The organism is Nitrospira sp., from assembly GCA_030692565.1.
GTDB lineage: Bacteria > Nitrospirota > Nitrospiria > Nitrospirales > Nitrospiraceae > Nitrospira_D.
Genome location: JAUYAO010000057.1, coordinates 42354 through 68827, shown reverse-complemented (window position 1 = coordinate 68827; position 26474 = coordinate 42354). Strand labels below are relative to the sequence as shown.

Annotated in this window: 22 protein-coding genes; 9 read left to right on the top strand and 13 right to left on the bottom strand. The window is 57.9% G+C overall.

Features of this window, described 5'->3' with window-relative positions:
• Positions 1-78: 78 nt before the first annotated feature.
• Positions 79-1653 (bottom strand): HD domain-containing protein, encoded by a 1575-nt coding sequence (locus Q8N04_16040; protein ID MDP3092186.1) that lies wholly within the window; start codon positions 1651-1653, stop codon positions 79-81.
• Entirely contained in the window at positions 1650-3515 is a 1866-nt protein-coding gene (locus tag Q8N04_16035) for a hypothetical protein (protein ID MDP3092185.1), read from the bottom strand. The genes Q8N04_16040 and Q8N04_16035 overlap by 4 nt, the downstream gene beginning before the upstream one ends.
• Before the next feature lie 139 nt (positions 3516-3654).
• On the opposite strand from Q8N04_16035, the gene Q8N04_16030 reads away from it, so the two are divergent.
• Positions 3655-4287, top strand: a complete 633-nt coding sequence (locus Q8N04_16030) for a GDSL-type esterase/lipase family protein (protein MDP3092184.1) — start codon at positions 3655-3657, stop codon at positions 4285-4287.
• 5 nt (positions 4288-4292) lie between these two features.
• On the top strand, positions 4293-4616 hold the full coding sequence (locus Q8N04_16025; GenBank protein ID MDP3092183.1) for a thioredoxin domain-containing protein: 324 nt from the start codon (positions 4293-4295) through the stop codon (positions 4614-4616).
• Positions 4617-4623: 7 nt separating this feature from the next.
• Here Q8N04_16025 and zwf read toward each other — a convergent pair whose 3' ends face one another.
• The 5 genes from zwf to Q8N04_16000 all read right to left on the bottom strand — a co-directional run bounded on the left by zwf (position 4624) and on the right by Q8N04_16000 (position 9342).
• The gene (gene zwf, locus Q8N04_16020) at positions 4624-6168 is read right to left on the bottom strand and encodes a glucose-6-phosphate dehydrogenase (GenBank protein ID MDP3092182.1); all 1545 of its coding nucleotides are present in this window, start codon (positions 6166-6168) and stop codon (positions 4624-4626) included.
• A gap of 26 nt (positions 6169-6194) precedes the next feature.
• On the bottom strand, positions 6195-7088 hold the full coding sequence (gene gnd / locus Q8N04_16015) for a decarboxylating 6-phosphogluconate dehydrogenase (protein ID MDP3092181.1): 894 nt from the start codon (positions 7086-7088) through the stop codon (positions 6195-6197).
• A 143-nt stretch (positions 7089-7231) separates the two neighbouring features.
• On the bottom strand, positions 7232-8020 hold the full coding sequence (locus tag Q8N04_16010) for a hypothetical protein (GenBank protein ID MDP3092180.1): 789 nt from the start codon (positions 8018-8020) through the stop codon (positions 7232-7234).
• Entirely contained in the window at positions 8017-8244 is a 228-nt protein-coding gene (locus tag Q8N04_16005; protein MDP3092179.1) for a hypothetical protein, read from the bottom strand. Before Q8N04_16005 ends, Q8N04_16010 begins: the two co-directional genes overlap by 4 nt.
• Positions 8245-8313: 69 nt before the next feature.
• Entirely contained in the window at positions 8314-9342 is a 1029-nt protein-coding gene (locus tag Q8N04_16000) for a GntG family PLP-dependent aldolase (GenBank protein MDP3092178.1), read from the bottom strand.
• A gap of 247 nt (positions 9343-9589) precedes the next feature.
• On the opposite strand from Q8N04_16000, the gene Q8N04_15995 reads away from it, so the two are divergent.
• Entirely contained in the window at positions 9590-10873 is a 1284-nt protein-coding gene (locus Q8N04_15995) for a hypothetical protein (protein MDP3092177.1), read from the top strand.
• A gap of 179 nt (positions 10874-11052) precedes the next feature.
• On the opposite strand, the gene Q8N04_15990 is transcribed toward Q8N04_15995, so the two are convergent.
• From Q8N04_15990 to Q8N04_15970, 5 genes are all read right to left on the bottom strand, one after another.
• The gene (locus tag Q8N04_15990) at positions 11053-12681 is read right to left on the bottom strand and encodes a restriction endonuclease subunit S (protein MDP3092176.1); all 1629 of its coding nucleotides are present in this window, start codon (positions 12679-12681) and stop codon (positions 11053-11055) included.
• The gene (locus Q8N04_15985; protein MDP3092175.1) at positions 12678-13835 is read right to left on the bottom strand and encodes a PDDEXK nuclease domain-containing protein; all 1158 of its coding nucleotides are present in this window, start codon (positions 13833-13835) and stop codon (positions 12678-12680) included. Before Q8N04_15985 ends, Q8N04_15990 begins: the two co-directional genes overlap by 4 nt.
• Positions 13832-15295 (bottom strand): class I SAM-dependent DNA methyltransferase, encoded by a 1464-nt coding sequence (locus Q8N04_15980; protein ID MDP3092174.1) that lies wholly within the window; start codon positions 15293-15295, stop codon positions 13832-13834. Before Q8N04_15980 ends, Q8N04_15985 begins: the two co-directional genes overlap by 4 nt.
• Before the next feature lie 3 nt (positions 15296-15298).
• Positions 15299-17677, bottom strand: a complete 2379-nt coding sequence (locus Q8N04_15975; protein ID MDP3092173.1) for a DEAD/DEAH box helicase family protein — start codon at positions 17675-17677, stop codon at positions 15299-15301.
• 96 nt (positions 17678-17773) lie between these two features.
• On the bottom strand, positions 17774-18901 hold the full coding sequence (locus tag Q8N04_15970; GenBank protein MDP3092172.1) for a hypothetical protein: 1128 nt from the start codon (positions 18899-18901) through the stop codon (positions 17774-17776).
• A 243-nt stretch (positions 18902-19144) separates the two neighbouring features.
• Between Q8N04_15970 and Q8N04_15965 the strand changes: the two genes are divergently transcribed.
• The 6 genes from Q8N04_15965 to Q8N04_15940 all read left to right on the top strand — a co-directional run bounded on the left by Q8N04_15965 (position 19145) and on the right by Q8N04_15940 (position 25573).
• Positions 19145-20512 (top strand): glutamate-5-semialdehyde dehydrogenase, encoded by a 1368-nt coding sequence (locus tag Q8N04_15965; protein MDP3092171.1) that lies wholly within the window; start codon positions 19145-19147, stop codon positions 20510-20512.
• A 147-nt stretch (positions 20513-20659) separates the two neighbouring features.
• Positions 20660-21847 carry a methyltransferase domain-containing protein gene (locus Q8N04_15960; protein MDP3092170.1) on the top strand — a complete coding sequence of 396 codons (1188 nt, stop codon included), beginning with the start codon at positions 20660-20662 and terminating at the stop codon, positions 21845-21847.
• A gap of 109 nt (positions 21848-21956) precedes the next feature.
• Entirely contained in the window at positions 21957-23315 is a 1359-nt protein-coding gene (locus Q8N04_15955; GenBank protein MDP3092169.1) for a DUF3422 family protein, read from the top strand.
• Between the two features lie 315 nt (positions 23316-23630).
• The gene (locus Q8N04_15950) at positions 23631-23882 is read left to right on the top strand and encodes a hypothetical protein (GenBank protein ID MDP3092168.1); all 252 of its coding nucleotides are present in this window, start codon (positions 23631-23633) and stop codon (positions 23880-23882) included.
• Between the two features lie 67 nt (positions 23883-23949).
• Positions 23950-24294 (top strand): hypothetical protein, encoded by a 345-nt coding sequence (locus Q8N04_15945; GenBank protein ID MDP3092167.1) that lies wholly within the window; start codon positions 23950-23952, stop codon positions 24292-24294.
• Between the two features lie 487 nt (positions 24295-24781).
• Positions 24782-25573, top strand: coding sequence for a class I SAM-dependent methyltransferase (locus Q8N04_15940; GenBank protein MDP3092166.1), 792 nt, complete (start codon positions 24782-24784; stop codon positions 25571-25573).
• A gap of 31 nt (positions 25574-25604) precedes the next feature.
• Here the strand turns inward: Q8N04_15940 and Q8N04_15935 are convergent, their stop codons facing one another.
• Entirely contained in the window at positions 25605-26462 is an 858-nt protein-coding gene (locus tag Q8N04_15935) for a fatty acid desaturase (GenBank protein ID MDP3092165.1), read from the bottom strand.
• Positions 26463-26474 lie beyond the last annotated feature (12 nt).

The window sequence follows — 26474 nt, the reverse complement described above, 5'->3', positions numbered from 1 at the left end:
AAGCATGACACGGATGTGCGGGTAAGCGTCGGTCAGAATAACGAGGCGATGAGAGCCTGTCAAGGCAGTGCGAAGGGGCTAGACGAAATAGCGACTGGTGTCGAATTGATGCTCCGTATTGTCGATGAGTCGCACGATGCTGTGACGATAGTCGCCGGATGCATCTTTGCCGGTGAGGTCCAGTTCCGGGCCGCTATCCATCAGGTTCCCTTCGGGATCGGCAATGACTTTCACCAGCGGTCGTTCGGCATCGGCTCGCTCGACCGCGGGTTTGAGGACGACGGCCAGCTCGTCGGTATTCAGCATGACGAGGCTGCCGATGGGGACGATGCCGACGCAGTTGACGAATAGCTTCAAGAGCGTTGCGTCAAAACTTTTCCCCGACTTGCCGAACATGATGTTCAGCACCTTGGAGGGCGACATCGGTTCGCGCCGGTACACGCGTGAGGAGGTCATGGCGTCGTAACAGTCGGCAATCATCAGGATGCGACCGGTGAGCGACAGTTTCCAGGGCGTCTTCAACTTAGGATAGCCGGAGTAATCGAGATTCATGTGATGCTCGAATGAGGCGGCGGCCATGCGGGCGGGAAGATTGGTAATTCCACGCAACTCCGCGAGGCTCAGTACGCCTTCGGTCGGATGATTCCGCATCGCGACCCATTCTTCGTCGGAAAACTCGCCGGGCTTATTCAGCACTTCAAGGGGAATCGTCGATTTGCCCATGTCGTGAAACAGCGCAGCCAATCCGAGATCCGCCAGCGCAACCTTGGGATAGCCGGTACGGTTGGCCAAGGCAATCGAGAGCAAGGAGACGTTGACCGAGTGGTTGTGCGTGTATTGATCGTGGCATCGCAGGGTGGTCAATCCCAAGAGGGTGGCCTCGTCCTGCATCATCAAATCCACGATGTTCTGGATGGCTCGCTTCGCCTGCTTGAAATTGACCGTGCCGCCATCCCGCACAGACTTCTCGAGCCCTCCGACGGCGCTGGCGGCTTTGGCATAGGCATTCTTGGACTGGATTTTGTGTTGGACTTTCGGGTCCGTGGTTGTTTCACCAGGCTTCCCCGAACCGGATCCGGTATTCAAGTCCTCGTGGAGCTCCAACTCGCGAGGATCTTCCAAGTCGATGCCATTGACTTCGCGCGCTTTCAGCTCTTGCCGGAAGTCGTCCACGGATTTTGTGGCGGGATCCAGACTGACGAAGAGATAGGCGAATTCCCGAAGGTCCTTCGATGTCACGGCGGAACCAAATGTCAGGCCGCCAATTTTCCACTTGTTCAGTGAATCGATGATGCTGCCGATGACGGCCATCTGTTGGGCATTGACCTTCAGGTGACTTTCGCCGAGGAACAGAAAGTCGTTTTGCAGTCGTAAGGTCACCGGCTGATCGTGGGCCAGCGTTTGAATCAGCGTGAGCATGGTCTCAACCGGCTTGTCCAGCGCGGCGTTCGTCCGGCCATGAATCTTTGAGGTCTTGATGAGTGTGTTGAGTTGGGTAATCAGCTGGAAGCCCAGCATGACGAGTTGCTGATCGAGGATGTCGCCGGCCTCGGATCCGTGGCCGATTTTTTGCGACAGGGATTTCTCGTGGGTCAGCAGCGGCTGCGTCTGGTCGTTTTTAGCGGCTGGCTGAACGAGCTTGAAGTCACTCACGGGGCGTCCTCATGTAACGTGGGTTGAGGCGTGCTTGCCTTGGACTGCTTATGCAGTTGCGAGATCGCCATGGTGCAGGCCTGGCGAACCGCGGCGCTTCCTTTTTTCTTTCCGAGTTCTAAGGTGGCGATTGCGGCGGGGGTGGCCAGTTTTCCGAGGGCTTCGGCGGCCAGCACGGCACATTCCTCTTTCTTCTTCCTGTTGGTCCAGGCCCATTCGGTGAAGAGACCCTGCCAATAGGGAATGGCTTCATCTCCGCAGGTGGCGCGGATCGCTTGATACAGTCCGCGCTTTTCGCTCAACGGGCGTTCCAGAAATGTGTCGTCGGAGAGGATCGGGGTCCACTGAGGAAACGGAGCGGTGTATTGTCCGGTGGCCAACAACTTCAATGCGGCGATACGAACAGTATCCTCGGCATCGGACAGGCAGAGGATGAGTCTGGCGCCGTTGCCGTTAGGCCTGAGCAGACCGAATACCCGGACCGCTTCCTTGCGGACCTGCGCATCCGGATACCGCACGAGTTTTTCAACCGCTTCGGTGAATATCGGATTGCTCCACTTGGCGACGATGGCCAGAAGATTTCTGACATAGACCGGTCGTCGATCGGTGAGGCCTCGAATCAACGGTTCAGGGTGGTCTTGGGCTAAGGCGTGGAGCGTTTCTGCCACAATCGCCTGATGGGCGGCGTGTTCAAGATTGGCCATCAGTGAGCAGAGGAGGGATACGGCGTCAGAGCCCATCAGAAGGAGCACGGTCGAGAGTCCTTCGGTGTTGGGGTTCGGCGTCCGATTCAGGTACGACTCGATGGCCTTGACGTGTTCCGGTTTGCCCAGGCCGGTCAGAAGGGTGGCCAGCTGTTGCTTATGGGCTTCGGCGATATCCGGACGGACTGCCTCGGTTTCGTGGAGGATGCTGAGGACGGACTCAAGCACGGCCCATTTCCCCGCTTGAAAGAGCGCCGTGATGACGTGGCCCCACAGGGAGAAGAGTTTGGTCAGCAGGGCCGGAGATTGTTCCGACGCCAGAATCGCGGTGAGCACGTCGAGAATGTACGTCGTACTGTCCTGCTGGCTCTCTTCTTCGATTTCTTTCGCGAGCGCGGCAAGCTCTTCCTCCGTCACTTCGTATCCCACCAGTCCGGATTGAAACCGCGTGGCTTGACGGCTGCCTTCTCCCGATCCCGGTCGTTCGCCGGTAGCCGCGCTTCCATCAGTGGTGCCAATTCCGGTTCCCGTTCCGATTCCAATTCCGGTTCCGGTGCTCTGCGATTTTCTTGAGCGTTCGCGGTCAAGCAACTCGCGGAGCGTGCTGTCCGATGAGGACATCCCGGTGTCGAGCTTCAGGAAGGCGTCCGATCCTCCTGACGCTTTTGCGATTTCTTCCGCCGTGACCAGCGTCAGAGCGGCCAGGTTCTTTTGCCAGAGGCGGGTGACAATGTCGTCGTCGTTCTCTTTGTCCTGGCTTGCCCAGAGGGCATCGAGAAAGAATGACAGGTCTTCCTGCGTCAACCCTTGATGGAGCACGAGTTCGCGGATACCGTCGGCGTAGAGTTTGAAGGCGAGATTCTCGCTGCCCCCCTCTTTTTCGGCCTGGTAGACGACCTCGTCTTTGCAGAGCAACTCCGAACGGGTGACGAGAAAGGTAAGTTTGGCGTAGGTGCCAAGATGACTGGACAGCTCTTCGAAGAGCTGCTGGGAAAATTTCAGCGCTACCGGATTGGTGGCTCCGTAGGTGCGATTGGATTTGGCGGTCTTATCGAGAAGCTTTAAGACGCGCTTGACCGAGGCGACCTCAGGATCTTCCGTTCCCTTAGCCGCGACCGCGGCTGCCATCATCTCTTGTGCGGCCTTGAGATCAGACATAGTGATACACCTATCGGGAGGTCGAAAATTCGTCAAGGAAATCAGTATTCTCGACTAGCTGAACTCACGAAGGATTGTGCGAGTGCCATGGCTTGTCAGACCTGTAGGCGGTCAGTACAATCGCTCCACTATGACCTCAATGCCGCCTGTTCGGATCATCTGCTTCGGTGACAGCCTGACCGCGGGGTTCCAATCTCCCACAAGAGAACACCCTCAAGGCGGCTCCACGCCCTATGGAGAATCACTACAAGAGAGACTCGGATCGGCCGGGCAGGTTTCTATCAGCGGGATCTGCGGCGAACTCACGGGGGAAATGGTCATGCGATTCCGGAAGGATGTGCTGGCGCACGCGCCTCACTATGTCGTGATCCTGGGCGGAACCAACGATTTAGGGTGGAACGGACCGACGCATGAAATCATGCGCAATCTAGTGAAGATGTACGAGCAGACCCTGGCTGCCGGAGGAGTGCCGGTGCCCGTAACGGTGCCGTCTTTGCGAGTCGAGGATGCAGGGAACAGTCGTGAAGGAATGGACTGGGTCGCCGGTCATTTAGAGCGGCGGTACGAGCTGAATCATTTGATTCTCGACTATGGTCGAACGAAGAATCTCTCGGCCATCGATCTCTTCACCGCCACAGCTGAGCCTGAGACGAATCTGTTAGCCCGTGAATATTCTAACGACGGATTGCACCTCACCACCGCCGGCTATCGCCTTTTTGCTGACCTGGTGTATCAGCAAGTCCTCCAACCTGCCTTGTCAAAGTCCTCGTAGCTCCAATGCCCTCACCCCTCCAACCGGTGACCGACGCGGATTTCGATCGGGTGGTCGAACGCGCCATGGTTCCGGTACTCGTCGAGTTCTGGAAGCCGGGCTGCGGCCATTGCAAAGTGTTAATGAAGGAACTGGAACAGCTGCAGGGTGAACTTGGAGAGAAGGTCCTGGTTCTGACTATGAATGTCGACGAGAATTTTCAGATCCCGGCCGAATTAGAAGTGTCCTCGCTTCCGGCCCTCGCTCTCTATCGCCGCGGCTTATTTGAACGATTTATTGGTGGGCTGGGGAAGAAAGAGGAAATCCTGCGGCAGCTTCAGATCGGTTGAGAAGGGTCTAGAGCGTCCGCCAGGAGCGGCCATCGTTCTGGATGAGGCGGTCGGCTTCGACCGGTCCCCAGGTGCCGGCTTGGTACTCGGGGAGCCAGCGCTGGCCGGACTGTTGCCACCCTTCGAGGATCTGAGTGATCCAGGCCCAGGAAGCTTCCACGGCGTCGCGGCGCATGAAGCGTGAGGCGTCACCGGCCATCACGTCCAAGAGCAGCCGTTCATAAGCCTCAGGTGACGGTCTGCCGAACACTTCTCCATATTTGAAATTCATTTCGACGGGGTGGGTTTGCGCTCTCGTCCCAGGAACGCGTGAGACGATGCGGAGCGACAGGCCTTCTTCCGGCTGGATGCGCAAGGTCAGCACATTCGGTGCCTGTGGTGATAGTCCGTTGGCGTTGAAGAGAATCTGAGGGATGTCTTTGAACTGCACCGCCACTTCACTCGCGCGGAGCGGTAGGGCTTTCCCGGTGCGCAAGTAAAACGGCACGCCGGACCAGCGCCAGTTTTCGACGAAACATTTCACCGCCACATAGGTTTCCGTGGTCGAGGTAGGGTTCACGCCTTTCTCCCGACGATAGCCCGGCACTGCTTCGCCGTGGGCGGTCCCTTCGGTGTATTGCGCGCGCGCCGTAAATGTCTCGACATCTTTGCCGGTGATCGGGCGCAGGCAGCGGAGCACCTCCATCTTAGCGTTGCGGACCACATCCGGGTCGAGCGAGTAGGGCGGCTCCATCGCCACCAGGCAGAGCAGTTGGAGTATGTGGTTCTGGACCATGTCGCGCAATGCGCCGGCTTCCTCGTAGTAGCTGGCCCTGGTTCCGACGCCTTCGGCCTCGCTCACCGTGATCTGGACGTGGTCGATGTGCTGGTGGTTCCAGATCGGTTCGAAGATGCTGTTCGCAAATCGCACGACCATCAGATTCTGAACGGTTTCTTTGCCCAAATAGTGATCGATTCGGAAGATCTGCGATTCGTCGAACACCCGACCGGTGACGGCATTGATTTCCTGGGCCGATTTCAAATCGCGTCCGACCGGCTTCTCGACAATGATGCGGGCATAGGGGGCTTGTCCGTTGGCTTTGATGGCCACCCCGGAACTAGAGAGCCCTTCGCATACTGGGGTAAATGAACTCGGCGGGATACTGAGGTAGAAAATGCGGTTGCCCGGCAACTGAAACACGCGCTCGAGTTCTTCGGCGCGGGCTTTCAACCGGACATAGGTATTCGGGTCGTCGTTTTCACCGGCCATGTAAAAGAGATGGCTGGCAAAGGCGGCCCACGTATCTTCGATGAGCGCCTGGCGGGAGTGTTTCACCACACCGTCGCGCACGGTCGCGCGAAACTCTTCGTCGCTCATCGACTTGCGGCCGAGTCCGAGCACGACAAAGTTCGACGGCATGAGCCCGTCGAGGAGCAGATTGTAGAGCGCCGGGATCAATCGGCGTTTGGCGAGATCGCCCGATCCTCCGAAGATGACGAGTGTCGTCGGCTCGACGGGAGGCAGGGTCTCCTGAGCCGGACTGATCTCAATGCGTGATTGTGATGTGGGCATGCAGGGCTCGCTCCTCGTGACGGGTGTTACCGCCGTACGGCATGCCCGCCGAAGGCGTTACGCAGCGCCGCCAGCATTTTTTCCGCAAAGGACTGATCCTGCCTGGAGCGGAAGCGCGTGAAGAGGGCCGTGGTGAGCGTGGGAACCGGTACGTCCTTTTCAATCGCGTCCGCGATCATCCAGCGTCCCTCGCCGGAATCCTGCACAAAGCCCTTGAGCTTATCGAGTCTGGGGTCGTCCTTCAGTGCGTCGACGGCCAGTTCCAGCAGCCACGAGCGCACCACGCTGCCATGCATCCAGAGGTCGGCCACGCGGCCCAGGTCCAGGTTGTATTCACTCTTGGACATCAATTCGAATCCCTCGGCGTAGCCCTGCATCATGCTGTACTCGATGCCGTTGTGCACCATTTTCACGTAGTGCCCGGCGCCTGGTCCGCCCACGTGGGCCCAACCGTTTTCGGGTGCCAGTGTCGTGAAGAGCGGGGTGAGCCGTTTCACCGGGGCTTCTTCCCCACCGATCATCAGGCAGTAGCCGACCTTGAGCCCCCAAATCCCGCCGCTGGTGCCGGCGTCGACGTAATGGAGTTGCTTCTTCTTGAGGTCGGCGGCCCGACGAACGTCATCGTGAAACCGGGTGTTTCCGCCATCGACAATCGTGTCACCCGGCTGAAGCAAGGCGGCGACGGCTTGCACGGTTTCTTCGGTCGGCGCGCCCGATGGCACCATGACCCAGACGGTGCGCGGGGCGGTCAGTTTGCCGATCAGATCGGGGAGTGATGTGGCTGCCACGCAGCCTTGTCCCTCAGCCTGTTTGACGAGATCTGCCGAGCGATCGAAGACGACCACCCGGTGGTTGTCCCGCCGCAGCCGGGTGACCATGTTCATGCCCATTTTCCCGAGCCCGATAAATCCCAGTTCCATAACGACTCCTTGGCATCCGTGCCGAGAACGGACGTGAGCGGTGAATCGATGCATAACGGGAACGTGAGGGATCCGTTCCCATGTCCTGTGACGGTTCGAATTCTTACAACTGCAGGGGGTCCCGGTCCGCTAGATAGAGGGTGCTAATCGATTCGAGCGGGATTCGGGACGTCCTTAAAGAGTAGATCGGCAATTTGCCGCCCAAAGTTGAGTCGTTCCGAAAGATTTGCGGTGAGGAGGAATCGAGCCGCCAGTTCCGCCAGGGCCGGTTCGCGGGAGGACATGAACCGGTGGATATCGACCGGGGCGGTCAGCCAGAACCCCCTGATCCGGAAGAATGCCATCGTGCATTCTTCAAAAAACAGCGTGAGCAGATATTGGGCCAGGGCCGGCTTTTCAGTCACGTCCTGAGCCTTGCCCAGTAAGTGGAGGCATTCGGCCTTCAGACGGATTTGCTCGTTCATCGAGGCCGGAGTGGGGCCTTGTCGGAATCGCTGGTTGGCTTTTTCGATCAGCTTGGCGCTGATCCCGTCATGGTCGAAGAGAAGGCGGGCTTTCCGCAGCAGCGAGGGCAGGCGAGTGGAGTAGGCGAGTTCGTCCTCGACCAGCTTATGCCCAAAGTAGCGGATATCCACCAGCCGTTCGCCGGCCCGCAAAATTTCGTGCCCTTCGCGATCACCCTTGACGAGGGCGATGAGATCGATATCGCTGTGGGGGGTGAGGGCGCGGCGCGCACCGGATCCCACCATGAGAATACCGACCAGGTCGCCTCCCCGGCGGCCGCGAATGTGTGTGAGCGCCATCTCGACGCTGTCATCGAATCCCGGCGGTTCAGGAATGGGCGGCTGCTCAGGCGGTTCAGGGACTTCAAGAAGCTCGGCGTTCAGTTCTTCCCTGGTTGGGACCGGGGTGGAGAGGGGACTGTCCATCATGCTCCGGGGACTTGTTGAAGGTGTTGCGGCAATGCACTGAGCCATTGTTCGAAGGGCTGTTCGGCGTCAACGATGATTTCGAGTTTTCCGTTGTGCAGGCGGCGCACGACACCCGGGGTTTCCGGGGAAAGCGGGATCTCGACCCATTCCCGGTTGAGCCCCAGCGCGTCGGTCACTTCGAGAATGCGGCTGATCTGTTGGAACGACACCACCTGGAGGGTCATCGCGGCTCCTGTTGATCGATGGGGCGCATTGTATGTGTCGTTGAAAGGAGGTGTCAACGGACGCCGCGGTCAGCGGAGGACTTGGGCAAAGACTTCGGCGGCTTCGTCGATCTGTTTCGTTGAAATATTTAAATGGGTGACGGCGCGAAAGCTGCGGCCTCCGATCGCGTGGATGAGCACGCCGTGGTCCTTGAGTTGGGTCACGAGATCAGCCGGGGCCAGGCGATGGTCGGGGACATCGAAGATCACAATGTTGGTCTCGACATGTTGTGGCGCGATGCGTACGGCCGGAATCTGCTGCAATGCACGCGCGAGTTTCTTGGCATGGTCATGATCGTGCTTCAGTCGGGCGACATGATGCTCGAGCGCATGAATGCCGGCGGCCGCGAGGATGCCGGACTGGCGCATGGCCCCGCCGTACATGCGGCGGAAGCGGCGGGCGCGTTCGATCAGCGGGATATCGCTGGAGACCAGCAGGGAGCCGGCCGGCGCCCCGAGACCCTTGGAGAGGCAGAAGGACACCGTTTCGAAATGTTGCGCATAGGTGGCGGCCGGCAGGGTCGTCGCGGCGACGGCATTGAACAGTCGGGCGCCGTCGAGATGCATCGGGATTCCGTGCTTCGTCGCGATGGCGCGAATTTTTTCAATGGTCGACAGCGAATAGATGGTGCCACCGCCGCTGTTGTGTGTGTTTTCGATGCAGATGAGTCCCGTCGGAATGGAGTACGGATCTGTGGGTCTGATCGCCGCTTCGACCTGTTCAGCCGTCATGATGCCGCGCTCGCCGACGACCCAATGCAACTGGACGCCCGCGAGGGCGCCGGCGGCGCCCTGTTCATACCGCACGATGTGCGACTTGCTCTCGACGATGACTTCCTGTCCCGGCTGGGTGTGCGCACGGATCGCCAACTGGTTGCCCATGGTGCCGGAGGGTACGAACAGCGCGGCGCGTTTGCCGAGCAAGGCGGCGGCCATGTCCTGCAGTCGATTGACGGTCGGGTCTTCCCCATAGACATCGTCCCCCACTTCGGCGCGCGCCATCGCTTTGCGCATGGCATCGGTGGGTTGCGTGACGGTGTCGCTGCGGAGATCGATCATGAGGCCTCCTGAGGCAGGATGCTGAAACAACCTGCCAGCGGCGTTCTCGCATCGCTCAGGTCCTCAACGTACTCCAGAAAGTACGCCTCGGTCCTTCGCTCGCTGCGGTCTTGCTGGACAGTCTGTTTGAGCATCCTGCTGATGAGCGTGTGAGTAGTAGATATCCCGCGCCCATTCTAGCAAATTTTTTCTCTTGCGGGAGAGGAGAGCGGTGGGGCACTGTCTGGAGACGAATCGGAAGGAGACTGTGTCGCAGTTGTCGATCTGGAAATGGGTGAAGGCCGAGCCGGAGGAGCGGGTGCCGCTGCTCTGGTCGTTTGTCTATTTCTTCTGCCTGTTGTGCGGCTACTACATGCTGCGGCCGGTGCGCGATGAGATGGCCATTGAAGGCGGCGTGCGGCACTTGCCCTGGATGATGACCGGGACGTTTCTCACGCTTCTCGTTGCCACGCCTCTGTTTGGATTCTTGTCGGCCCGGTTGCCGCGCGCGCGCCTGCTGTTGTCGGTCTATGGATTTTTCATCAGCCATCTGCTGCTGTTTTTTGCGGCGATGACGGCACAGTGGCATCCGGAGTGGATCGCCCGGGCGTTCTTCGTCTGGCTCTCGGTGTTCAATCTGTTCGTGGTGTCCGTGTTTTGGAGTTTCATGGCCGATGTGTTTGCCCCGGCGCAGGGCGTTCGGCTGTTCGGGGTGATTGCCGCGGGGGGGAGTCTGGGGGCGATCGCAGGCCCATTGGCGACAACGGGCATTACCTACCTATGGCCTATTCCTGTGTTGATGCTGGCGTCGGCGGGATGGCTGGCGCTGTGCGGGGTCTGTATTGCTCGACTGGACCGGTGGGCCGCGGTTCATGCGCCCTATGGGAAAACGGCGGCCGATGTGCCGCTGGGCGGCAGCATGTGGGCGGGGATTCGGGCGGTCGCGGCTTCTCCCTATCTCCTGGGCATCTGTGCGTATCTCTTCCTCCTCACGATGTCGGCGACGGTGCTGTATATGGAACAGACTGCGCTGGTAGGGCGCGAGATCTCCACGCCTGAAGCCCGGACTCGCCTGTTTGCCGGGCTGGATCTCATCGTGAATGTCCTGACGTTCGTGATGCAGGTGTGGGTGACGAATCGGCTGGTGCTCAGGTACGGGTTGGGAGCGGCGCTGCTGGTGCTTCCGGTTGTGACGGCGGCGGGCTTCGCGGCCATTGTGGTCAGTCCTCTGCTGCCAATCTTTCTGTCGCTCACGGTGGCGCGGCGGGTGGGAGAATATGCCATTGCCAAGCCGGCCCGTGAAGTGCTCTTTACCGTGTTGAATCGTGAGGACAAGTACAAAGCCAAGAACTTCATCGATACGGCCGTATCGCGAGGGGGCGATGCCTCGACCGGCTGGCTGGTATCCGGGGTCAAAGCCCTGGGGGCGACGACTGGCATCCTGGCCGGCGTGCTGGTGCCGATGATGCTGCTCTGGGGCTGGATCGGCTGGAGACTGGGTCGACAAGAAGCTGCGTTGCAGCGCGGAGAGCAGGCTGTATGTAAAGAATGAAGTTTGTACTGGTCTTCCCCCAGTTTCACGGACGGGTTGAAGCGGTTCACGCCGAGGGCAGTCACGAGGTCATTCATCACCCCTTCATAGTCGTTAAGCTCTTCGAGATGGACGCGCATGGCGTCACGGTCTAAGTTTGCGTCAACGCACAGGTTGAGGAGGTACTCCCGCCACGAAGATTAGTGGGCAGTCAGTTCAGTGACCACGGCTTCCATGAGTTTCTCGGCGGTATCACGAGAATGCGCAAGCTGGATTTCCAACTGGTCTACCAAGACCATCAGTTGATCCACTTTGGCGACAATGCGGCGTTGCTCGGCAAGGGGTGGAATAGGGATTGGATACGAGCTCAGGGAGCGCCCTGTGAGGTGCTTGATTGTTGCACCCGTGAAGTAGTTTGCGAGCACCCCGTTTTGGCAGTCAATCTGAAGATTCAGCGCCAAGAGCTCAGAAAGGACTGCATTGCATGGACGAATGCGATGCAGGGCTTTCTGGAAATACATTTCAGGAACTTCGTCGCGCCAGATGGCGCACCGACCTGGCTCTCCACCTTCACAAATCAATAAGTCGCCATGCTTTAGCCGAAGTTCCTCTTCTTCCCGTTCTTCAACGCGCATTTCCTTCACATCGTCGAGTCCGAACCGCATCCACTGCACGTTAGTGTTTCTGAGATAGGGCTTCAACTCCCCACGGTTCTTTTGTGCATCGAGCATCTTCCCAAGCCGCTGTTCGCCAACTCCTGCGAACCTAATCCAAGTCCATGAACTCGGGACATCCTGTCGCTCCTCCTCTTTCGTGACATCCCATCGCTTCATATCAACACCACATATACGAAGCGCACACTCCGCCGGTTCGTCGTTAGGGTCTTGAGGGACGAGTTTGCCTTGGACGGCGAGAGTAAGAATGGTTTTGCGGAGGTCCGCTGGGGGGATGCTGTAGGACTTGTGGGAGAACAGGTCGAGGTTGGCCGGGGTGGGCGCGTCGGCAAAGCGGGCCAGCGCTGCGCGGACGAGCACGGCGTGCCGCGTCTCCCGTTCCTGCTGCTGCCCCTCCAGCCGATCACACAACGCCATTAGCTCATCCACCTTCGCCACAATCCGTTTCTGCTCGGCGAGGGGCGGGAGGGGAATCGGTATGCTCGCCAACGCCTTGCCCGACATGTTTGAGATGCCTACGCCCTTCCGATATTTCTCGATCTCGCCGGTAGCGTTGAGCTTCTCTAAATAGCGCTGAACAAAGTAAGGATTGATCCCTGCGAAGAATCGCGCTCGGTGGACATGGTTTTGAAAGGAAATGTCGCGATCGTGCGGCCACACTGCGGCTCGTCCGGCCTCGCCTCCTTCGCAGATGAGGAGGTCTCCTTTGATCGCCGTGCAGCGTTCAAGCTCATCGTCCAGGATCGGCATTTGCCTGACCGCATTGAGTTGGAAGAATCCCCAATAAAGATTCGAAGTCGTGATGTAGTCTCGGAGATCCCCACGATTACGGCCCTTATCAAGTGTCTTCCCAGCGTTGTGGCGTGCAATATTACCGAAACGCACCCAAGTCCATCTCGCGGGAACCACATCCTCCGGTTCATCGCCCAAGATACTAGAGGTTCCGTTTGTAGCTTTGGCAGAGCTTTCGAGGCCAAGCCGCGTTTTGTCCTTCTCTACATCGCGCAACAATTCGCTAACTGGATCGTCGGCTTTGTGAGGTTCGGAAAGCTTTCCCTGCATCGCTAATCGCAGAATCAAGCTCCGCATCTTCGCCACCGCATCGGGCGCGTCGGCGAACTGGTCGAACTTCTCGAAGAAGGTTTCCAGCTTCATGTCTTGGCTTCTTCAGCACGGGTCCATTCGAGGAGCTTGGCTTTGAGCAGTTCCTTCGAGGGAAGGTAGAGCTGGTATTCCCTGGCGTGGATGTTGGCGCCTTTGGGCAGAGTGAGTTTTACCACGGCGTCTTTCTTCTCCTTACACAGGAGCAGGCCGACGGTGGGGTTTTCCTCCGGCAGTTTCACCTGGCGGTCGTAGTGGTTCACATACATCTGCATTTGGCCGAGATCCTGGTGGGTGAGCTTGTCGAGCTTCAGATCAATGACGACGTAGCAGCGCAGGAGGCGGTTGTAGAACACGAGGTCGAGAAAGTAGTGGTCGCCATCGAAGGTGAACCGCTTCTGCCGCGCCTCGAAGAGAAAGCCTTTGCCGAGTTCGAGGAGGAACTGTTCGAGATGGGTGATGAGGGCGGATTCGAGATCGGACTCGGAGTAGCGGGCGCGCTCTTCCAGACCGAGGAATTCGAGCACGAGGGGTTCCTTGAAGAGGTCTTCCGGTTTCGTGACGATCTGCCCTTCGCGGGCGAGGCGCTTGATGCCGGCTTTGTCGCGGCTGAGGGCGAGCCGTTCATAGAGGCTGGCGGCTTTCTGGCGTTTGAGTTCGCGGACGCTCCAGCCTGAGTTGGCCGACTCGATTTCGTAAAAGCTCCGTTCGTCCGGGTCGTTGATGTCGAGCAGCTCGACGTAATGTGTCCAACTCAAGACAAATGGGGGCGAGTTCGATTTTTCAGTCACTGCCTGAATAATTGCCGATGGGTCGGTTGCCGACCGGCCTTTTGAGGAGGGCAGTCTCAATTTTCCAGCCGGTGACTGAAGAATCTGAATCCGCTTCTGCCAGAGGAGGAAAAATCTCCGCATATTCGACAAGTTCACCACAGAAAACCCCCGCCCAAACTCCTCCGTCAGCCGCGCCGAAAGCTCCTTCAACAGTTCGGCCCCATACGCGGCCCGCTTTTCACCCTTCTGCTCATGCTCGACGATGCGGCGACCGATCTCGAAGTTGGTCATCACCTGAAACGTATCGACGACGGAAGCAACTCCTCGGCGGGCGGACTGGATGAGCTTGCGCACCTCCGTCATGAGCGGAGCGAGGCTGTCGGGCGTAGTCTTGGCCACGGCGGTTCGTGTAGCGACGACGGGCTTCTTTTTCATCGGGTCAGCGCCGCCATGAGCTGAGCCTTCAACTGTGCGCGTGTCTCGGCGATTTGGGCGAGGAGTTGTTCGTACTCGGGCAGCAGGTGGTCCACGTCGCCGGGGCCGGTGTCGGGGTTGTGCGGGTTTTTCAGGTCCAGGTTGAAGTTGCCGGCCTTGATGGTGTCGATGGAGACGCGCCAGGCCTGCTGGTTCTCCACGCGGGCTTTGAAGCCGTCTGCCTCGATGCCCCACCAGGCGCGCTCGCCTTCGAATTCCTCGATGCGGATAGGTTTACCCTTGTTGTAGCTCTTGGCGCCAGGTGGATATGGATGCTCGTAGTACCAGACCTCTGTCGTAGGCCGGCCCTTGGTGAAGAATAATAGATTCGTACGGATGCCGGTGTAGGGATTGAAGACGCCGTTGGGCAACCGAACGATGGTATGCAGGTTACACTCGTTGAGCAGCGCTTCCTTGATGCGTGTTTTGACGCCTTCGCCGAACAGCGTGCCGTCAGGCAGCACGAGTCCGGCGCGGCCGCCGGGCTTGAGGATCTTCATGAGGAGCACGAGGAAGAGATCGGCGGTCTCGCGGGTGCGGAACTCTGAGGGAAAGTTCGATTCGATGCCGTCCTCCTCCATGCCACCGAACGGCGGGTTCGTGACGATGACGTCCACTCGCTCTTTGGGCGACCAGTCGCGCAGCGGGCGCGCCAGCGTGTTGTCATGCCGCACGTTGGAAGGCACATCAATGCCGTGCAGCAGCAAGTTTGTCATGCACAAGACGTGCGGCAGGTGTTTCTTTTCGATGCCAGAAAAACACTCCTGAATGAAGGCTTCATCGGCTTCGGTCTTGGCCTGTTTACGCAAATGCTCAATGGCACAGACCAAGAAGCCTCCCGTGCCACAGGCCGGGTCAAGGATAGTTTCGCGCTTCTTCAGGCTGGGGTTCACCTGCTCAACGATAAATTGCGTCACGGCCCGTGGGGTATAAAACTCACCTGCGTTACCGGCAGACTGTAGATCCTTGAGGAGCTTCTCGTAGATATCGCCGAACATATGGCGGTCATCGGACGCATTGAAATCGATGTCGTTGATCTTGTTGATGACCTGGCGCATCAACGTGCCGTTCTTCATGTAGTTATTGACGTCTTTGAACGTCATGCGGATCAGTCCCGCAATCTTGTCAGCACCGCCCGAAAGATTCTCAAGCTTTGGCAGCAGCGTATTATCGACAAAATCCAGGAGGGCCTCGCCTGTGATCCCTTCAGCGTCGGTAGCCCACGTCCGCCAGCGGAGATGTTTTGGAAGCGGAGATTTGTAGGCGTCGTCGAAAAGCTCCCTCTGCCTCTCGCTATCGTCAAATATCTTGAGGAAGAACATCCAGCCGAGCTGTTCGAGTCGTTGCGCGTCGCCATAAGTCCCGGCGTCCTTGCGCATGATGTCTTGGATGGTTTTCACGATGTTCGAAACGTTAGGCATAGGCTAGGCAGCTTTCTGGTAGAGGGCCGTTTCGAGTTCTCGGATGGCGGCTATGTAGTGATTCTTTCCCCCGAATAGATTGATGATTTCGATGGGCGTTCCGAAGTGCGTCAGTGGATCGACTTTGAGGATTTCAAGAGACTCCACACTCTTAATGCCGCCATCGGCATACTTCTCAAGCAAGGCTTCGAGCACAGCCCTCGTGCTTGCGCCATACTTGGCAAAGACATGCCGCTTCTTGACCTTGTCGGCTCTCTCGCGGCGTGTGAGCGGTGGCTGGTCGAAGGCGACATGGCAGATGAGGTCAAAGGCATCGTAGTCTCGACCGACCTGCTCAGCGAGTTCATCCAGAAACACGCCACGGCTTGAAAGCTCTTCAACGATGGCCTGCTTGCGGTCGGCATCCTTCCAGGCGTTCAGGAAGGCGTCGAGCGACGTGTAGGATTTCCGTACGGTCTTGCGCGTGTAGTCTTTGAGCGACTCCGTAATGAGTTGGCCATGTTCATCAAGATATTGAACCCGCTCCGTCGCAACGGTCACCTCTACATCGTTCACGTAGTACTTCGCCGGACGTTCATGGACCGCAGGCGGCTCTTCATCACCCTCCGAACCAAGATCAGCATAGTCATCAGGGTGCACTTCATCCCGCCCCTCCATCTCATCAGGAGGAACTGGTGACTCATTCTGGCGAGGTTCATAGATCTGAACGGGCTCGCCATCGAAGTCTGGATCCGCAAAGAGCGCCGTGGCTCGTTTGAAATCCATGATGGTGAAAAAGAGCTTATTGTAGTCTTCATTGATGCGCGTCCCACGACCGATGATTTGCTTGAACTCCGTCATCGAATTGATGGTCTTATCCAGCACGATGAGATGGCAGGTTTGAGCATCTACGCCGGTGGACATCAACTGCGAGGTCGTGGCGATGACTGGAAACGTGGATTCAGGGTCGATGAAATTATCGAGCTGGGCCTTTCCTTCTTCATTGTCGCCGGTGATCCTCATCACATACTTGCTATTGGCCGCAGCCAGGTCTGGATTGGCGTTGACCAGCGCCTGACGCATCCGCTCAGCATGGGGGATGTTTTCGCAAAAGACGATCGTTTTGGCGAAGCGATCGGTCGCCGTTAAGAACTCGGTGATCTTCGCGGCGACCAGTTCCGTCCGCTTTTCAAGGATGAGATTGCGGTCGTAGTCGGTGACATTGTATTCGCGATCTTCGATCACCTGACCATACTTGTCCGTTTTACCCCTTTCTGGCCGCCACCCTTCCAAGTCTTTATCAATGCCAATACGGACCACCTTGTATGGCGCGAGAAAGCCATCGGAGATACCCTGCCGGAGTGAGTAGGTGTAGAGCGGGTCGCCGAAGTATTCGATGTTGGAGACATCCTTCGTCTCCTTGGGTGTGGCCGTCATGCCGATCTGAGTAGCCGAAGAGAAATACTCCAGCACCTTGCGCCAGTTGGCATCTTCGGCCGCGCTGCCTCGGTGGCACTCGTCCACGACGACAAGATCAAAGAAATCCGGGGAGAACTGCTTGTAAATATTCTGTTCTTCCTCGGTGCCCGTGACGGCCTGGTACAGCGAGAGGTAAATCTCGAATGCTTTATCAACCGTGCGCTTGGTGATCTTGGTCATCGCTTGACCGAACGGTTTGAAATCGTTGGTCTTGGTTTGGTCGGCGAGGATGTTGCGATCGACGAGGAAGAGGATGCGCTTTTTCGCTCCTGACTTCCACAAGCGCCAGATGATCTGGAACGCCGTGTAGGTCTTCCCTGTGCCGGTAGCCATGACAAGCAGAATGCGGTTCTCACCACGGGTAATTGCATCGACGGTTCGATTGATAGCGATGAGCTGATAATAGCGAGGCAATTTCCCCGAGCCATCATCAAAATAATCCTGTGTAGTCGCATGTGCTTGCTTGGCAGTATAGGTTTTGGATTGGCAAAAACGTGCCCAGAGCTCTTCGGGCGATGGAAAGTCACTGAGGGGGATTTCCCTCTCCACCGTCTCGGATGTAGACGTACGATCGTGCTCTAGAAAGGCATCACCGTTAGAGCTGTAGGCAAACGGGACATCGAGAGTCTCGGCATATTCCAATGCCTGCTGCATCCCAGCGCCTACTGAGTGGTTATTGTCCTTGGCTTCGATGATGGCGATGGGAATGTTTGGCTTATAGAAGAGTAGATAGTCCGCTTTCTTCGCCTCACCTCGTTTCACCGTCTTCCCGCGAACAATAACCCGGCCCTTGGTGAAGTAATACTCCTCGCGAAGCTGGGTCATCACATTCCACTTGGCAGTATCTGAACCGACTAGTGCGGGCGTAATAAACTTGGTGCAGATATCTCGTTCGGTGAGAGCTTTCTTGTCCAGTTCTGCCATATACCAAGACCCTGGCTGCTAAAGGATTTGCCGCCGCAGAATACCCGTTTCCTTCTAAGAATGCATCCCAACTTGGGAGGGGAAGTAAGTGTAAATTCAGCTGTTTACCAGTGGATCTAGCCGATCCGCATGTTGATGCGCCCAGGTAAGCCATTGATCTGCACGGCTTCCTGGCTGAATCTCGCCATGTTTGATGGTTAGCATGTCCTTGAGGGCTGACAGGTAGGTTCTTAGTTGCTGGGCCTTTGCCCAATTCGCGGCTTCCTGCTCCAAGGCCTGCAGTCTGGCCAACTCTTCTTGCCGCTTGATCGCTTCTTCCTGACGTCGGCGTTCGGCTTCTCGTCGAAGCTGTTCCTCTTGCTCCTGCTTCCGCCTACGAGCCTTGACCGCTTCCGCAACCCTCAATAGTCCCACGACAAAGTCGTTCAGGTAGTTTTCAAGTTTGGTGGTTTTGCCATCGCTCCAGGTCTTCTGCAGTCCATCGGCTCCCCATTCGGTGATCTTCAACATCAGCGTCCCGGTGGAGACGTACTCATACCGACGGTATCCCCAAGGATCCTGTTTTCGATTCTTCTCTTCTGAACGTTCACTTCGTTGAAATTTCTCTTCGAGCCCAAACTCAACGGGCTGTCCGTCGATACGAACGCCCAGTGTTTTCTTATACCCGGCCTGAATGCCGACTTGATGACCGCGAGCCTCCAACGCGAGGAAGAGGGCGTTCATGATGCGTACCGCCCGAGAGAGGTGTTGTGGGCTTACCCGAATATTGAGCTGCCTCAAACTACCTGACCGGATTGCACCATACTCATCAACCGAGGCCGATCGCCACTGGGTTAGCTGTCCACTCAGCAGTCGATGCGTTTTGCCGAGACGATCAGGTACCTCGATCTTTTGTTCGGGAGTCTGCTCAGCCGTGATCCGTTGAGTGGTTTCTTCTGAAGCCGGTTCTAGAGAGGCAGGTCGAATAGTAGGATGAATCGTCACAGCCTGTTTTGCTGGATCTGAGTTGGGTGGGAGGGGAGGCCGCTTGACGGCTTTGCCGGTCTCCTTTCTCCGCCAGTAGCCGCGACCTGGGTAGGGAACGTTCAGTTTCTTGCAGATCTTGGCCAACGCCACGTCTGAAATTCCATACTCCTTGGCTAGCTTGGTCATGGGCGTGGACCAGACTTGGCCGTACAGGGTTTGGCGCGATATCTTGATACCATGAGATTGTTCGTCAAACATGACTCGCCCTCCTGGTGTGCTTGACTATTACCTGAAGAGAACCAGTTTTATATTTCTACGAGAAAAACGCCATCAGGAGGAATGGCGGAGAAACCTCTTTGCCGATCCTGTATATGGCAGGGTGGTAAGAACTTTATTCTGTCCATACACCGGCACCGCGGTAAACGGTCGTCTTTACTCCCTAAAAAATCGCATGTTATAGTTGCACGCTCGCGCGACGGTTCATTTATCACGGGGGGTCACATGCCGGAAGTTCCCGTTAAGATGTACATCGATAAGTTGTTGAAAACATGCCGCGATGTGCAGCGTCCCTTGGCGTTGCTCTCGGGCCCCGTGAAGGATCGCGCGCTGCGTGCTATGGCGGACCGGTTGCAAGCGGATGAGGAACAGATTTTTGCGGCGAACGTGCTGGATGTCGATGCCGTGGGCAAGACGCTGCTTGGGGAAGGGTTGCGGGGAGAGCGGGTGAAAGAAGCGGTCACGCGCGTGCGGATGATGCCGGATGATGTGAAGGAGTTGGCCGACCGGCTTCGTCTGATCGCGGATTTGCCCGATCCGGTCGGTGCGGTGACCAAGCGGTGGGAGCGGCCTGACGGGTTGCAAGTAAACCGGGTCCGCGTGCCCATCGGGGTGGTCGGCGTGATTTCAGAAATGAAACCGTTGATTACCGTGGAGTCCCTGGCCCTCTGTCTCAAGTCCGGAAACGTGTGTGTCTTTCGTCCGGCGTTCGAATGGAATCGGACGCATCAGGCCATTGAATCGCGCATGCGTGAAGAGGCGGAGCGCGCAGGGATTCCCTCAGGCGCCTGGTTGTTGGTCGACCGGCCCGAGAAGGAAGTGGCGCTGGAAATCATGCGCGCCGGGAAGAGCGTGGATGCGATCGTGCCTCGCGGCGGGCCCGGCCTTCGCAAAGCCATGCATGAGCAGGCGAAGATGCCGATCCTCTGCTACGACTACGGGATCAGCCATGCCTACGTCGATGCGGACGTGGATATCCCTATCGCGCAGAACGTCGTCATCAATTCAAAGATTCAGCATGCGACTTCCACGAACTCTATTGATACCCTGTTAGTGCAGCAGGGGATGGCGCGGCCGTTCTTGGCGGCGCTCATTCGCCGTCTGCTTGAAGAATATAAGATTCAGGTGATCGGCTGTCCGAAAACCGTGGCGCTCATGGGACAAATGGCGATGACCGGACACGAAGCGGTCACTCCGGCCACCGACGAAGACTGGGACCGGCAGTTCCAGTCGCCGGTCTTGGCGATCAAGATGGTGGCGGGGCTCGATGAGGCGCTGGCGCACATTGCCGACCATGGACCCTGTCTGACGGCCGTGATTGCCACGTCCGACTATAATTCCGCGATGCGGTTTTCGCGAGAGGTGGATGCGACGGCTGTGATGGTCAACGCCTCGACGCGGCTCAACTCCGGCGACGGGTATGGGATGGGGCCGGACATCGGTCTCAATCTGTCTCGCGTGCAGGCGAAAGGGCCGATCGGCCTCGAACAGCTGACGAACGAGAAGTATGTGGCGTTCGGCGGTGGGCAGTTGCGCTATCCGCATCCGGTGCCGGATACGTACGAAGATGCCATCATGCTGAAGCGCGCTTAGCAGGATGCTGAAACAGCCCGCCTGCGGCGTTCTCGCGGCGCGCAGGGCTCCACGTACTGCTGTGAGTACGCGTCGCTTCTGCGCTGGCTTCGGCCTTGCTGGACAGCCGTTTTGAGCATCCTGCCGATTTCGTTCTGCTGATCAGGTATGCCGATCGATTCTCCGCAAGCCTCCCTTCATGCTCACCTCGCCCACTGGGGCCTTCGATCGTTCTCGTCCGATGCGGATTACTTCGCCTGGCAGCGAGCGACGCTGTCTGCGGCGGATCTGAATCGGCTCAATGCGCAGGTCGAGCGGAAGCGCAGCGGCGATCGTCAGGGCGAAATCGCCTTCTACGATCTGACGGCGGAAGCTCATATTCTTCCCGTCCTCTACAGCCAGCGCTATGAATACTTCATGGAGATCGGCCGCCGTGTGGTGCCTCGAATCGGCGCGGCGGCCACGGTCCTGGATTACGGATGCGGGGTGGGGATTCTCACCACGCTCTATGCGAGGCATTGCCCGGCGACGCAGTTTGTTGGGATCGATCGCTCCTCCAGGTCGATTGCCGTGGCGCAATCGAAAGCCAGTGAATTGGGGCTGAGCAATGTCCGCTTCGAATGCCGTGATGTGGAGGTGGAAGCGCTTCGCGGATCGTATGATCTGATCACCGCAACCCATGCGCTGGTTCAGGCTGAGCAAGATCCGGGAATGCCGAGCCGTGACTGGACCACCTTCGAGCGGGTGCACGATGAACGGCAGCAGGATGCGTTTGAGCAGCGGACCGGCATCGATGTGCGGCTCGATCGGCTCAGCGAGGTGCTCAGTCCGGGTGGATGCATGGTTATCTTCGAGAAGACCCGCCAACTCGCCCGGCTGGTGCCCTTTCAACGGGCGCTGGCTCGACGGGGTCTGCAATTGGTCGAGCATCCTGAACCGATACGGTATCGCCTTGTCGAGGAGGTTGCCGACGACGGGCCGTTCTATGTGGTGCAAAAGGGACGTGCACTGCCTCATGCGTGGAACGAAGCGCCGGAACCTGACGAAGGCTTGCCGTTCGATCGACCGATGCGTCGATCAGTCTCACGTGATCCGCAAGATCCGGACATGCCGCTGTATGAAAATCATTGGCCGTCAGCGCAGCGGGCGTGGGAATCGCTTGCGGATCGCCTGGTCCACCAGGAAGAGACTCGCCGGGAGCCCGATGGTAGGCAACTGCATGTCGAACTCGGATCGGCCGAAGGGCAGGTATATCTCTATTGTGCCAACACCTTTGATCAGCGGCAACTTATCGTGGTTGAGCCTGCCCGCAAGGGACTCCTCGATTCCTACTATCGGGAGATTCTTGCTTCGTGAGTGCCACAGTGTGCCGGATGTTTGAGTAGTGGGTCGTGAATGGTTCGTACCGCGTGATTGGCGAAGGCGATAGGGATTGCGTTAGAATGCCGACCTCCAAGGAGGGTGCATGGAACAGCCGGACATCGACCAGTCATCTCACGAAGACCTCATTCACAAGTTGCATGAGCGGCCGCAGATTCCGTTGACGGAGTGGCTGCGGGTGCCGGCCCACGTGCACTACAAGGCGTTTCGGATGGCCGATCCTCCGACGCAGCGCCCGGCGAGCCGGGAAGAGTTTCGCCGTCTGGTTGAATCATTTCAGATGGCGCCGAACCATACGGTGTTGCGGGAGACGTTCGGCTACGCGGTGAAGGTCGCGGCCAACGGGGATCGCTTGATCGTCGTGTGGCAGGCGCATACAGAATATTACAGCTATCAATTGTGGCATTTGCCTGGAACGCCAGGCAGTCAGCTGACGTTCGGACCGTTGACCTTTCCCGACTATCGGTTTTCGATTACCCCGCTGGGGACCGAGGTCTGCCGGTTGGATATTGTGCTGAGCGCCGAGGCGATTCCCTCGCGTGATGAATTACATCAGATTCTGCCGGGCCCGGTGGCCTATGGCAGCCGGATTTTCGACGACGAGACGACGGTGGTGACCAGTTTTACGCCCGATGAACATCGGCGGGAGCGGTATCTGGTGAGTGTCGGGTCCACACGCATTGATGTGTCGCACATCAAGAATATCGTGGACGCCGTGGTGAGGATCGAGACGTACTATCACTTGCTGCTTATGCAGAAACCGCTGTTTTCAGCCGCGATCGATTCGGTCTACAAGTTCGAGCAAGTCCATCTCAAGCAGCGGGAAATCATCACCGGGCATATCAGCCATGCTGACGCGCTGGCGTTGCAGCGGTGGTTGAACAGTTTGACGCAAGATCTGTTGAAGACCAATCGGCTGGCCGGGAAGCTCCATTTTGAATTGTCGGCGGCGGTGCCGTACGACAAGATCGTGCATGCCACCCTCGCGTCCATGGTCGAGCGGCCCTATGCTCCGCATCGGCCGCTGTCCGATTACATCCTGAGCGGTGTGACCGGCGTGGCGGACGGGTATCAACAGTTGTTAAAGCGGATCGAGACGTTGAGTAGCGGGTTTGAGGGGATGATTGCCATCATCCGAACCCGTGTCGATTTGATGCTGGAATCTCAGAATCTGGCGTTGTTGATGAGTGTCGACAAGACGACGAAGAGCCAGGCAATCCTTCAGCATACCGTTGAAGGGCTGTCGGTGATTGTGATCGCGTACTATCTCAGCGGGCTTGCCGGATATATCTTCAAGGGCCTCCATGAACTGGGGTGGATGCATAACCCGAACGTAGCCTCTGCCGTGTTTGTCCCGGTTGCCGTCGGCCTCGCGTTCCTCATCACCACGCTGAGCCGGAAATATCTTCATAAGAAGCTGCAGGCTGAAAAGCCTCACGCCTAATCGGTCTGGCAGGAGCTCATCGCGACGGGGTGTGAGTGCGGCTGACTGCGCGGCGTTACCCGGTTCTCAGCGCCGGTCTGCCATTGACTCTCCCCCTGAGGCCCTGTAGGGTGTAGATGACGTAGCGAGCCTCGTCGACTGTCCCATCTCTCGCGCCTCCTTCCCTGCAATGTTTCTGCGCGTCTGATTCTCCGGTCTCCGCCGCTTTTACGCCGGTACTTCCGTCTCTACTGACCGAATGCGGTCGCGCATTGCGCCCGTCGTCTGTTTCCTGCAGATGCCGGGGTTGACTATCCACATACCAAGGGGGACCCGATGAATCAGGAACAGTTCGGACAATTTTGGCTACAACTGAAGAAACCGCTCAAGACAACGTGGGGCAAGATCACAGACGAAGATCTCGTCGAGATCGCGGGCGATGTGGCGAAGTTCGGCACGGTGCTCCAGAAGCGGTATGGGGAAGTGCAGAAAGAAGAAGTCAGCACCTGGGCGAATCGCCGCTATTCAACATGGACTGGCAACTATATCGGTTACAAGGATCCTGAACCGAAGGCAGCAAGCTCCTAGGTCTCGTTGCCTCAAGAGTGAGTGGCTGTCTCAGTCGTATGAGTCCTATCAAGCGGGGGTGAGTATCATGAAAAAGATCGTGATCAATACGAGCTACGAAAACTTCTGTGTGAGCCATAAAGCATTTGTACGGTTGCGTGAATTGGGACAGGCGGAGGCCTTGGGAGAGTCCGATCCCGGGGTGTATTGGCCGAATGCAGCGGCCGTGCGCGAACCCAGTTTAAATCAGTGCGGGATGATGATTCCGCGGGATGATCAGCATCTCGTGCGGGTCGTCGAGGAGCTGGCATCCGAAGCGAACGGTCATTGCGCTGACCTCAAAGTGGTGTCCATCCCGGACGATGTGAAATGGGAAATTAACCTGGTGGACGGCACCGAACGGGTGAGCGAAGTCCATCGTACGTGGTGCTGAGCGGTAGGGCATGCCAGTGTCTTCACGAGGACGCTGGTGTGCCGCTGTACCGCATGTAGCAGATCCCGAACCCGGTGAATGAGCGGTCTTGCTAGGCGAGCCGCATCGAATGTGCGCAGGATTGGAAGCAGGGAAATGATGAAAGACGATCTTCGGAAACCGACGCTGGAGAAGAACTCGCCGGCAACTCATGCGCCTTCAGTCTCGAGCCCGCAAGAGTTGACCTGCACGGAAGGGCAAATCGAGGATCTCCTCGCTGAAGGAGAAACGACTGAGTCCGAAACGGACAATGACGGTGCCGACGAATCCGCTGAGCAAATTGCGACGAACACTGCAGAACGGAAATCCTCGCCCAGTTCTAAGTCCAACAGGAAGTAGAAGTAACGAACGCATCGGGTAATGCCGTCAGACGCGAGGGCTGCTGCATTGACAGGATGCGGTTCGGCCGGTAGCCTGCGCCTGCACCAGATTTCATCGAGAATATACTGTGACATCCCGTTGGCATCTTCCTCTGCACGATTACTGGTCCACGCCGTTTGCCGAGTCGTTGTTGCGCCATCTCGATCTGTGTCCCGGCGCCACGGTTCTTGATGTAGCGGGCGGCCATGGTATTCCGGCGTTCTACGTGGCCGAGCAGGTTGGCCCCGGTGGCCGGGTGCTCAGTATCGATGTGAGTCTCGGACAAGTGGCGCGTGCGCGATCGATCCAGGGCTCCCACCTTCCCTGGCTGCAATTTGAGTGTGTCGACCTCCGTGCATTGCCGGCGGATCTTCCCGCCTATGATCGCATCACCGGCAATCTGTCCGTGATGTTCTTTCGCCCGCATCGCTTCGACGTCATCCAAGGGTTGGTAGCTCACCTGAATCCAGGCGGCCAGATGGTTCTGACGTTTCCATCGCTCGGCACCTTCGATTCCTTATGGCGTCGGGTCGATCAGGAGATGGCGAGGCTAGGGCTGCTCACAGAGCGCCGACGTCTCGAAGCCTATATCGCGGAGCGGCCGTCAGCGGAGGAGGGGAGGGAATGGCTCGATAGAGCCGGTCTCCACCGTCTTGAGGTGGCGGAGTATCCGCTGGAGGTAGCGACCGGTCCAGGCCAGGAGCTCTTGCATCATCCGCTGTTGCGAGGCGGATTCCTTGACGACGTATTTGAATGTTTTGATGATCAACTACTAGCCGAACGTGTTATGACGCGGGTATCGGAAGATCTCCACGGCGTGCGCCCGTTGATCGCGCAACGATGCGTGCTCGCCGGTTGGAAGCCGGCTTCCGGAACGTGAACGGGCGGAGAGTCGTCGTCAGTTGTGACGGCTAGCGTGCGGAAGAGGCCGCGGTCCTGAGCGATGAGGCCAGGCCCAGTTTTGACAGTGTGAAGATCAGCCACTTCGACGGGTCGAAGTTGTACCACCGGGGGCCGTTGCGGTAATCGTTTTGATGCGTGTGGTGGTAATTGTGGTATCCCTCGCCGAATGTCAGCAAGGATACCCACCAGCTGTCGCGGCTGGAATCTGCCTGGCTATGCGGCTGACGTCCCCAGAGGTGACAGACTGAATTAATGCAAAAGGTTGAGTTGAGCACAGCAAAGGCGCGACCGACGCCCGCGAGCAGAAAGCATCCCAGCCCGCCCATCCAGCCGTTGTAGAGAAAGCCCACGGCAAACGTGAGTCCGAGGCCGGAGAGCACGATCATCCAATAGTGGCGATGTTGCCACATGACAACCGAGTCCTGGCGTAATCGGGATGCGTATTTGTCGTTCGCGTTCGCGTCTTTATAAAACAACCATCCGCAGTGGCTGTACCAAAATCCTCTAGTCGCATTGTAGGGATCAGCGTCCTGATCGCAGGCCGCATGATGGCGAATATGGTCGGCCGCCCACTTCAGGGCAGAGTTTTCTAGCGCCCATCCTCCGGCCACTAAGAGTACGGCTTTCACCCAATTCGGGCATTCAAAGCTGCGGTGCGAGAGCAGTCGATGGTACCCCACCGTGATCCCCAACCCTGTGACCACATAGAGCACTCCGAACAACGTCCAGTCGACCCAGCTATATCCGTAGAAATAGCCGAACGCCGGCACGCCGACCATGGCGACAGCCGTGACAATACCAAAGAGCGCCGTCGTCAAATAGTTCGGAACGGCTGGGTGTGTGGCTGATGTTGGGGGAGTGGGCATGAGGAAGTCTCC

What these genes read in the sequence shown, in the direction of transcription:
- Q8N04_15945 (MDP3092167.1), top strand. Translation starts at nt 23,950, where the DNA reads ATGAAAAAGATCGTGATCAATACGAGCTACGAAAACTTCTGTGTGAGC.
- zwf (MDP3092182.1), bottom strand. Translation starts at nt 6,168, where the DNA reads ATGCCCACATCACAATCACGCATTGAGATCAGTCCGGCTCAGGAGACC.
- Q8N04_16010 (MDP3092180.1), bottom strand. Translation starts at nt 8,020, where the DNA reads ATGATGGACAGTCCCCTCTCCACCCCGGTCCCAACCAGGGAAGAACTG.
- Q8N04_15965 (MDP3092171.1), top strand. Translation starts at nt 19,145, where the DNA reads ATGCCGGAAGTTCCCGTTAAGATGTACATCGATAAGTTGTTGAAAACA.
- Q8N04_15960 (MDP3092170.1), top strand. Translation starts at nt 20,660, where the DNA reads ATGCCGATCGATTCTCCGCAAGCCTCCCTTCATGCTCACCTCGCCCAC.
- Q8N04_15980 (MDP3092174.1), bottom strand. Translation starts at nt 15,295, where the DNA reads ATGCCTAACGTTTCGAACATCGTGAAAACCATCCAAGACATCATGCGC.
- Q8N04_15975 (MDP3092173.1), bottom strand. Translation starts at nt 17,677, where the DNA reads ATGGCAGAACTGGACAAGAAAGCTCTCACCGAACGAGATATCTGCACC.
- Q8N04_15935 (MDP3092165.1), bottom strand. Translation starts at nt 26,462, where the DNA reads ATGCCCACTCCCCCAACATCAGCCACACACCCAGCCGTTCCGAACTAT.
- Q8N04_16000 (MDP3092178.1), bottom strand. Translation starts at nt 9,342, where the DNA reads ATGATCGATCTCCGCAGCGACACCGTCACGCAACCCACCGATGCCATG.
- Q8N04_15990 (MDP3092176.1), bottom strand. Translation starts at nt 12,681, where the DNA reads ATGAAGCTGGAAACCTTCTTCGAGAAGTTCGACCAGTTCGCCGACGCG.
- Q8N04_15950 (MDP3092168.1), top strand. Translation starts at nt 23,631, where the DNA reads ATGAATCAGGAACAGTTCGGACAATTTTGGCTACAACTGAAGAAACCG.
- gnd (MDP3092181.1), bottom strand. Translation starts at nt 7,088, where the DNA reads ATGGAACTGGGATTTATCGGGCTCGGGAAAATGGGCATGAACATGGTC.
- Q8N04_15955 (MDP3092169.1), top strand. Translation starts at nt 21,957, where the DNA reads ATGGAACAGCCGGACATCGACCAGTCATCTCACGAAGACCTCATTCAC.
- Q8N04_15985 (MDP3092175.1), bottom strand. Translation starts at nt 13,835, where the DNA reads ATGAAAAAGAAGCCCGTCGTCGCTACACGAACCGCCGTGGCCAAGACT.
- Q8N04_16005 (MDP3092179.1), bottom strand. Translation starts at nt 8,244, where the DNA reads ATGACCCTCCAGGTGGTGTCGTTCCAACAGATCAGCCGCATTCTCGAA.
- Q8N04_16030 (MDP3092184.1), top strand. Translation starts at nt 3,655, where the DNA reads ATGCCGCCTGTTCGGATCATCTGCTTCGGTGACAGCCTGACCGCGGGG.
- Q8N04_16035 (MDP3092185.1), bottom strand. Translation starts at nt 3,515, where the DNA reads ATGTCTGATCTCAAGGCCGCACAAGAGATGATGGCAGCCGCGGTCGCG.
- Q8N04_16025 (MDP3092183.1), top strand. Translation starts at nt 4,293, where the DNA reads ATGCCCTCACCCCTCCAACCGGTGACCGACGCGGATTTCGATCGGGTG.
- Q8N04_15970 (MDP3092172.1), bottom strand. Translation starts at nt 18,901, where the DNA reads ATGTTTGACGAACAATCTCATGGTATCAAGATATCGCGCCAAACCCTG.